This window comes from Paenibacillus popilliae ATCC 14706, from assembly GCF_000315235.1.
Classification (GTDB): Bacteria; Bacillota; Bacilli; order Paenibacillales; family Paenibacillaceae; genus Paenibacillus_B; species Paenibacillus_B popilliae.
Map to the genome: position 1 here is coordinate 1 of NZ_BALG01000119.1, position 7341 is coordinate 7341.

Consider the following 7341-nt stretch of genomic DNA (forward strand, 5'->3'; position numbering starts at 1 on the left):
TCCATTCATGATTTTCTCTACGACTAAAACCTTTTTCATCTCTTGTCTGCTCAATGTGATTGTCTCCTGTCCCATAGTGACATTATCTCAGAACAGTTATGGGATGACATTATCACAGAAGAACAACAGAAGCCGGTTAAGGTTCTTGCCTTTTGGCTGGTCCTGTGTTACAATAATATTGCTGTTTTTATGCAGAATAACGTTTTCGAAGGTGTTATCGCATTGGAGGTGGAAGTTGTGGAAGTTTTCTTGAAAATATTGCTCGTCATCTTTTCAATCGGATTGATTGGCATAGTCCTGCTGCAGAAAGGGAAAAGTGCCGGCCTGTCAGGCGCCATCTCCGGTGGTGCGGAACATCTCTTCGGAAAGCAAAAGGCGCGTGGTTTGGAGTTGTTCATGCAGCGTGCAACCATGGTCACGGCTGCAGGTTTTATGGTTGTATCAATAATTGTGGCTTATTTGGGAACGAAATAATAAAAATGGGCAAGCGGGGACGTAGGTCTCCGCTTTTTTGCTGTTTATATGCCAGCCGATGTAAGGAAGGGGGCTGGGGATACGTTAGCCAGCTGGATGGACCGGGTTCGCAACGGTAAAAACTGCATGGGACGATTTCCGCCGATCCGGGAATACTGGGATTAAGCCTTCTTTTGTAGCCGGAGGGACGCTCTTGAAGCTGCTGACAGCAACCGAACGGAAGGAACGCCACAACCGCTGATGTTTTCGTATATATTACGTGTATACGGGGGTATATATTGGTATACTGTTACAAGCAAGGTCATGGCGAGGTGTGAGGTGAGGACATGATAACGGAACAACAGTTGTTGGATTTTATGCGCGAAACCGCTTATAAGCCGATGACCTATCACGAGCTGGAGCAGCACTTCGATATTCAGGATGCTGCCGATTTCAAAGCATTTCTTGTTATGCTTACCCGTCTAGAGGAAGCTGGACAAATTCTTCGTACCCGCTCGGATTGTTACGGCGTTCCTGAGCGAATGAATCTGCAGCGCGGCCGGCTGCAGGCGCATGCGAAGGGTTTTGGATTTCTGATACCGGATGAGATGGGACATCCCGACGTATACATTCATGCCAACGATATGAAGACAGCGATGCACGGCGATATCGTGCTTGTGCGCATCACCAGCAAGGGAACGAACGGAACGCGGATGGAAGGCGCGGTCGTGCGCGTTGTCAAGCGTGCGGTAGAGCAGATTGTCGGTATTTTTGAAAATCATGAATCGTACGGCTTCGTTATCCCGGATGACAAGCGCATTAACCGGGATATTTTCGTCGCGCGCGAGCATATGCATGGCGCGGTCACGGGGCAAAAGGTCGTCGTCCGCATCATCGTTTATCCGGAAGGCCGTGCAGCGGCGCAGGGCGAAGTTATCGAGGTGCTCGGGCATAAGGATGATCCGGGCGTCGATATTTTGTCGATTATCCGCAAGCATCAGCTGCCGGAGGCTTTCCCGGCCGAGGTGATGGCGGAAGCGGAGGGGGTGCCGGATGCGATAAGCGAAGAGGAGATTGTGAGCCAGGGGCGCCGGGATCTGCGCGGCATGACGATCGTGACGATCGACGGGGAGGACGCGAAGGATCTCGACGATGCGGTGCATGTGGTGAAGCTGCCGAACGGCCGCTATGAACTGGGGGTTCACATTGCCGATGTCGGCTATTATGTGCCGGAAGGCTCGGATCTGGACCGGGAAGCGTATGCGCGCGGCTGCAGCGTTTATCTGGTGGATCGGGTCATCCCGATGCTGCCGCACCGGCTGTCGAATGGCATCTGCTCGCTTCACTCGCATGTCGATCGACTGACGCTATCTTGTGTGATGGAATTCGACGAGAAGATGAAGCTGGTCCGCCACGGTATTTTCCCGAGCGTGATCCGCACGGTGGAGCGGATGACGTATACGAATGTGCGCAAAATCGTCGAGGATGGGGATCCCGAGGTTATCGCGCGCTATGCGGAGTTGGAGGACTTCTTCCTGCTCATGAAGGAGTTGGCGCTGAAGCTGCGCAAGCGGCGGATGCAGCGCGGGGCGATTGATTTCGACTTCGAAGAGTCGAAGGTGATCGTGGATGAGCAGGGCAAGCCTGTCGATATCGTGAAGCGGGAGCGCTCGATCGCGGAGCAGATTATCGAGGAATTCATGCTGGCGGCGAACGAGACAGTGGCGGAGCATTTCCATTGGCTGCGCGTACCGTTCCTGTACCGGATTCATGAGGAGCCAAACGCCGAGAAGCTGTTCCACTTTATGGCGTTCGCGGCCAACTTCGGCTATGTCGTGCGCGGGAAGGGCAATTCGGTCCATCCGCGCTCGCTCCAGACGCTGCTGGAGGAGATTGAAGGCACTCGCGAGCAGACGGTAATTAGCACGATGATGCTGCGGTCGATGAAGCAGGCGAAGTATGATGCGGAGAGTACCGGCCACTTCGGGCTGGCTGCCGAGTTCTATACGCATTTCACGTCGCCGATCCGTCGATACCCGGATCTCGTCATTCACCGCATCATCCGCGAGGTGATCCAGAACGGCGGGACGCTGTCCGAGAAGCGTCAGGAATATTTGCATACGCGCATGTCCGACATTGCGCAGCAATCGTCGGAGCGTGAGCGGGTGGCGGTCGACGCCGAACGGGATACGGAGGCGCTTAAGAAGGCTGAGTTCATGCTCGATAAAATCGGCGAGGAATTCGACGGCATCATCAGCAGCGTGACGAGCTTCGGCATGTTCGTCGAGCTGGAAAATACGGTGGAAGGACTAATCCGGCTAAGCGATCTGACGGATGATTATTATCATTTTCACGAGCAGCATATGCTGCTGGTCGGGGAGCGTACGTCGAACATTTTCCGCATTGGCGACGAGGTGCGCATCCGGGTAGGCCGGGTGAATCTGGAGGATTACACGATTGATTTTGAACTCGTGAGCAGCTCGCCGCGGCATAGTGACCGGGAGGTGCGCGAACTCGGGTTCGACCTGCGCAAGTGCAGCCGCAGGGGCACCGGCGCCGAGCGCAGCGGCGGCCGTGACACGGGCCGCGAGCGCGGTGGGAACCGTGCCGTCCGGGGGGATGAGCATGGCGGCGGCCGCGGACGTAAGGGCGGCCCGGGCGCACGCGAGGAGGCTGCGCCGCAGCCATGGCGCGGCAGCAGGGTTGGAGCCGGATCGCAGCCAGCGGGATCGTCGGGATCGGACGCGAGCGTGGAGGAATTGGCCGAGTCGTTCGAGGGCGAATGGTACAATCAGGCCGAGTTCCGCGAGCGTCAGGGCCGACGAGGCCGCGGTCGGCGCGGGAACGAGCCGGAGGTAAATCCGTATGAGCGCAGCTCCGGCAAGCGGGCACGCGGCAAGGGCGGCATTCATCTGGGGCAAAGCGGCGGAAAGGAGGAAAAGGCCGGATCGCAGGCGGACGGCGATAACTGGGCCGATGAACTGATTGAACGGGCCGAGGCGGAAGCGAAAGAGACGCAGCGCCGCTTCGACTTCGGATCCGGACGCGGCGGATACGGTCGGTGCAGCAGCGACGCGCCAAGCGGCGGCGGCAAGAAGGGGCGCAAGAGTACGTCCGAGAGCGGCATTTTCATCGGCGAGCCTGCCGCTCGGGGGCGGAAGCAAGCGGGTCAGGCAGGGCGAAAGAAGCGGAAGGCAAGCAGCCAGACCGCCAAGTTCGTGCGGAAGAAGCGGTAAGGCATAAGACGGCCAGGTGGCCCTTCGGGGCCGCTCCTTCGGCCAAGCACCCAAAATCCCCTTCCTCTGAAAAAGTCTTCTAAATTGATTTGCTATTTATAATTGAATATGTTATACTTACGTTGTTGTTAAATTTGAACCACTATTCACATATTGAAAAGGGTATCATTTTACACAATGGAACTTTTTTCAATATGTGAATTTTTTTATATATGATGTAAAAAATGGATCATATTTATTTCATTTTTGGAGGTTTATCCATGCAAACAGGTACAGTTAAATGGTTTAACGCAGAAAAAGGTTTCGGCTTCATCGAAGTCGAAGGCGGCAGTGACGTATTCGTACACTTCAGCGCAATCAACGGTGATGGCTTCAAGTCCCTGGACGAAGGCCAACGCGTATCCTTCGATGTGGTACAAGGCAACCGCGGACCACAAGCGGAAAACGTAACCAAGCTGTAAGTAAAAGCCGGACTGCTCTGAACGTACGTGAGGGGCAGTTCTTTCTTTTGGTCCGATTATCAAAAGGAGGGGTATCAATATGAATTATCGCAAGAAGCCAGTAGAGGAAATTCCGGTGGAGAACACGTCAATCTGGTCATGCACGAATGAAGACTGTAACGGCTGGATGCGGGACAATTTTGCCTTCGATCAGGAACCGACTTGTCCGATGTGCTCCTCTGCCATGGCACGTGATATGAAAATGCTGCCTCTGCTTGTCAATACGAACGGCGATTCGAAGGCCAAGAAGTCGGAACAATAGCCGTGGGCTATCCTCCTCTGTCATATCAAGGAGCTGACTGATGTGGGCTTCTTGTACAGCAGGGGATGGTTCCTTTGTTGATGAATCGGAATTACATGCAGTTGCAAGGTGATATGCAAGGGCCTTCGCTTATGCGGTTGGCCCTTGCTGCGTTGGGTTGAAGTACTCTTGATTCGCTATCTGTTCTCTCCATGCGCCTGTGTGGCCTGAATTGTCTGTTCGCCAGAAGTTGATTAGGGATTGGATATCATAATAGGCTACCATCCTTCCGGATGATGAGTAGTTGGCCAGCTTACATATGATATAATTATAGTATACATTATTGTTGGGAGAGGAAAGCTAGGTGATGGCAGATGACTCCTGCGGATATTTCTCTGGTTCATGTGGTGCTCCGCATGGTGCTGGCCGTCGTGCTGGGCGGCTTCATCGGGCTGGAGCGTGAGAAGCGAAGCCAGGCGGCTGGTCTGCGGACGCATATTTTGGTTAGTCTCGGGTCGGCACTTGTCATGTTGATCTCGGTGTACGGATTTCCCGTCCTCGATGGGCGCGGCAAGGCAGAGGTCGATGTCGCCCGAATTGCGGCTCAGGTGGTCAGCGGGGTCGGGTTCCTCGGAGCAGGAACCATTATTCGCAATGGCACGAGCGTGAAAGGGTTGACGACGGCCGCTTCACTTTGGGTCTCGGCTGCAATCGGGCTGGCCTGTGGCTCGGGCTTCATTACGGCGGCGCTGCTCGGTTGCGGGTTATCGCTGGTTGCGTTGTGGCTGTTGAATCAATATGATATCAAAAACCGGGTCGCCCACCGTCTTCATCTGTTGGAGATTATCGCCGACGAACGGGAAGGCTGGCTGACCGCGATGACGAAGGAAGTCGAGGCGCAGGGCATATCGGTGCGCAGCTTCCGCATGCATGCCGTATCCACCGCCCGGGGCAAGAGCTGGGCCCGATGGCTGGAGCCTGAACGGGAAGAAGCGACTGCTTCTGAAGAGCCCGGTGATGCGGAAGGAAGAGATGAGGATGAGCAAGAGCTTGCGGATGGGGCGGCCGGTTCTGGTCGCTATGTGCGTATCCAACTGAAGGTATTGGCCGAGGACATGAAGTCGATCGCCGCGTGCTCGGAGTTGCTTCTTGCAAAAGAAGGCGTTCGGGATGTGCGGCTTGTGTCCTGAGGGAATCGTTTCGGTTTGGATGGGGTAATGATTTGTTTTAGAGTGTGGAAGTTCGGGAATGGCGGCGGTATCGGCTTGAGTTGGATGGGGCTTCTTTGATACAATATAAGTCTAGTCCGATTGCTGTCTTGCTGGTATCTGCGCCTTCCTAACGGAATGGGTGCGTTCGAGCGGGTCAGGAATGGCACTCATTACTGTCATGCGTTGGAGGTCGTCGATCATGGGGAAAAAGACCGATGGCAAGGTATTGGCTCAAAATAAGAAGGCGTCCCATGATTATTTCATTGAGGATACCTATGAGGCCGGCATGGTGCTTACGGGAACGGAGATCAAGTCACTCCGATTGGGCAAGGCGAACATCGGGGATGCGTTCGCTACGATTCGGAATGGCGAAGTGTTCGTGCACAATATGCACATCAGCCCGTTCGAGCAGGGCAACCGGTTCAATCCGGTAGATCCGACCCGGGCGCGCAAACTGCTGCTTCATAAGGAGCAGATCAGCAAGCTGATTGGCTTGACGAAGCAGGAAGGCTATACGCTGGTGCCGCTTAAAATCTATGTGCGCAACGGCTACGCGAAGCTACTGATTGGCTTGGGACGCGGGAAGAAGAATTACGACAAGCGCGAAGCGGCTGCCAAGCGCGATGCGCAGCGCGAGATTCAGCGGGTCCTGCGGGAGAAGCAGAAGTATTGAGCGGTGTCGGTAGGATGGACACTCCATTCTTCTCCCTCCTTGGCAAGAACTGAATACACATTGTGGCCTGATTTATGGTATACTAAATGTATCGGTCGCATCGGCTTCAAATGGAGCTGGCCGGACGATGGAATGGAATGCACCGATGTCTCGACATCTTGATCCGAGACGGAATACCTCTTGGGGTGAAGCGTCATCTGCTTTGCTTCGATTATGGGGGCGTTCTTGGATTCGACGGGGATAGTTCGAGCATGGGTTGCGGGTAGTGGGGACGCGTCCACTTCAACAACGCTAACGCCAAATATAAACGGCAAACAACAAACTTCTTACGCATTGGCAGCTTAATAACCTGCTAGCGTGCTTCTACCCTGCATCGCCCATGTGCCGGGATAGGAGCTCAACTTCAGTGGGATACGCCGCGTAGTCTCCGCCTGGGGCTAACGGAAGAAGACAATCAGGCTGATCTGTGAGAAAGCCGGTTACAGGGCGTTCCCGCAGGTGACATCAAAACTGTGACTACACCCGTAGAAGCCTGTGTGGCGTTATCTTCGGACAGGGGTTCGAATCCCCTCGCCTCCACCATGAAAAACCCGACCGCGAGAGGTCGGGTTTTTGCTATTGGCCGAACTTAGGGTGTGGGTCATTCGGATACAGGCAACTGCTCCTCTTTGGGCACCCCCTCGCAGCTAAGTCAAAAAGTTATTGTGGCTCTCCAAGACCCTCCGCCTTGCGTACATGTATAGTGCCTGTAACCGTTCTGCCATCCCCAGCGATGGTACCGGTGTGTTGTGAAAATCGGATGTAAAATACCCAATATCATCGGTTGAAAATTCCCCACCTACAGCCGACATACTCTCTGGAGGGAGAGAGTCGAGATTGGTTAAGAATGGGGAATATTTCAGGATGAAAGATAGGAGGGAAAGAGGCATGAGTATGACTCAGATTGCAGACGAGCTGGGACGGGATCGCAAGACGATCAGGAAGTGGCTGCAGGCGGATGAGCCAGGCGTATACCCGAAGCGCAAGC

The 7341-nt window shown here is 54.5% G+C and carries 7 protein-coding genes and 1 other RNA gene; all 8 read left to right on the top strand.

Annotated features, from left to right (window positions below; translation table 11 throughout):
* Positions 1-237 precede the first annotated feature (237 nt).
* Positions 238-474 (top strand): preprotein translocase subunit SecG, encoded by a 237-nt coding sequence (secG, locus tag PPOP_RS09535; protein ID WP_042228196.1) that lies wholly within the window; start codon positions 238-240, stop codon positions 472-474.
* 326 nt (positions 475-800) lie between these two features.
* Positions 801-3689 carry a ribonuclease R gene (gene rnr, locus PPOP_RS09540; RefSeq protein ID WP_006286068.1) on the top strand — a complete coding sequence of 963 codons (2889 nt, stop codon included), beginning with the start codon at positions 801-803 and terminating at the stop codon, positions 3687-3689.
* A gap of 260 nt (positions 3690-3949) precedes the next feature.
* Positions 3950-4150: a cold-shock protein gene (locus PPOP_RS09545; protein ID WP_006286069.1), complete on the top strand. Its 201-nt coding sequence runs from the start codon at positions 3950-3952 to the stop codon at positions 4148-4150.
* A 79-nt stretch (positions 4151-4229) separates the two neighbouring features.
* On the top strand, positions 4230-4451 hold the full coding sequence (locus PPOP_RS09550) for a cold-shock protein (protein ID WP_006286070.1): 222 nt from the start codon (positions 4230-4232) through the stop codon (positions 4449-4451).
* 353 nt (positions 4452-4804) lie between these two features.
* Positions 4805-5620 (top strand): MgtC/SapB family protein, encoded by an 816-nt coding sequence (locus PPOP_RS09555; protein WP_006286071.1) that lies wholly within the window; start codon positions 4805-4807, stop codon positions 5618-5620.
* Positions 5621-5840: 220 nt separating this feature from the next.
* The gene (smpB, locus tag PPOP_RS09560) at positions 5841-6314 is read left to right on the top strand and encodes an SsrA-binding protein SmpB (protein ID WP_006286072.1); all 474 of its coding nucleotides are present in this window, start codon (positions 5841-5843) and stop codon (positions 6312-6314) included.
* A 215-nt stretch (positions 6315-6529) separates the two neighbouring features.
* Positions 6530-6896: a transfer-messenger RNA gene (gene ssrA / locus PPOP_RS20430) on the top strand.
* A gap of 321 nt (positions 6897-7217) precedes the next feature.
* Positions 7218-7341: helix-turn-helix domain-containing protein (locus tag PPOP_RS20435; protein WP_148277889.1), on the top strand; the 124-nt coding region annotated here is incomplete at its 3' end.

What these genes read in the sequence shown, in the direction of transcription:
- rnr (WP_006286068.1), top strand. Translation starts at nt 801, where the DNA reads ATGATAACGGAACAACAGTTGTTGGATTTTATGCGCGAAACCGCTTAT.
- PPOP_RS09545 (WP_006286069.1), top strand. Translation starts at nt 3,950, where the DNA reads ATGCAAACAGGTACAGTTAAATGGTTTAACGCAGAAAAAGGTTTCGGC.
- PPOP_RS09550 (WP_006286070.1), top strand. Translation starts at nt 4,230, where the DNA reads ATGAATTATCGCAAGAAGCCAGTAGAGGAAATTCCGGTGGAGAACACG.
- PPOP_RS09555 (WP_006286071.1), top strand. Translation starts at nt 4,805, where the DNA reads ATGACTCCTGCGGATATTTCTCTGGTTCATGTGGTGCTCCGCATGGTG.
- smpB (WP_006286072.1), top strand. Translation starts at nt 5,841, where the DNA reads ATGGGGAAAAAGACCGATGGCAAGGTATTGGCTCAAAATAAGAAGGCG.